Here is a 431-nt window from a genome sequence, read left to right as displayed (position 1 = left end):
CCGTCGACGAGCACACGGTGCGAGGCCTGGCCCGTCGACTCCGCCGTTCGCCGAGCACCGTGTCGGAGACGCTCAGGGCGCTCAAGGCGGAGTCGCTCGTCAAGGTGACGACCAACCAACCCACAACCGAGCTGTTCTGGAGGGTTGCGGAGGTCTGGCCGAGCAGACGAACGAGCCTCGCGGGCGTGCCAGGTCCCGGGATGCGGCATGTCAACGAGGCGCTCCACCTCGGTGTCGACGACATCGAGAGCACTGCTGGGTGGGCATTGACCGACACGCTCGCGGCGGCGGCGTACGGGGCGCCTGTCGCTGCGCGTGCCGATCAGCCCGCCGACTACTTCGTGCCGACCGAGGCACTCGTGCGGCGTGCCCGCACGCTCTTGGGCGTAGCGCCGGGCGCTGGTGAGGCGCGCGCGACCGTCCGTGTGGCG

At 71.0% G+C, this 431-nt stretch carries 1 protein-coding gene; it reads left to right on the top strand.

The window, feature by feature from the left end:
• Nucleotides 1–59: 59 nt before the first annotated feature.
• Nucleotides 60–431, top strand: a 372-nt coding sequence (locus G3I71_RS48085) for a hypothetical protein (protein WP_203733191.1), incomplete at its 3' end; no start/stop codon positions are given.

It is taken from the genome of Streptomyces sp. SID12501 (assembly GCF_010550245.1).
Lineage (GTDB): Bacteria > Actinomycetota > Actinomycetes > Streptomycetales > Streptomycetaceae > Streptomyces.
This window is presented reverse-complemented; position numbering and strand designations above follow the sequence as displayed.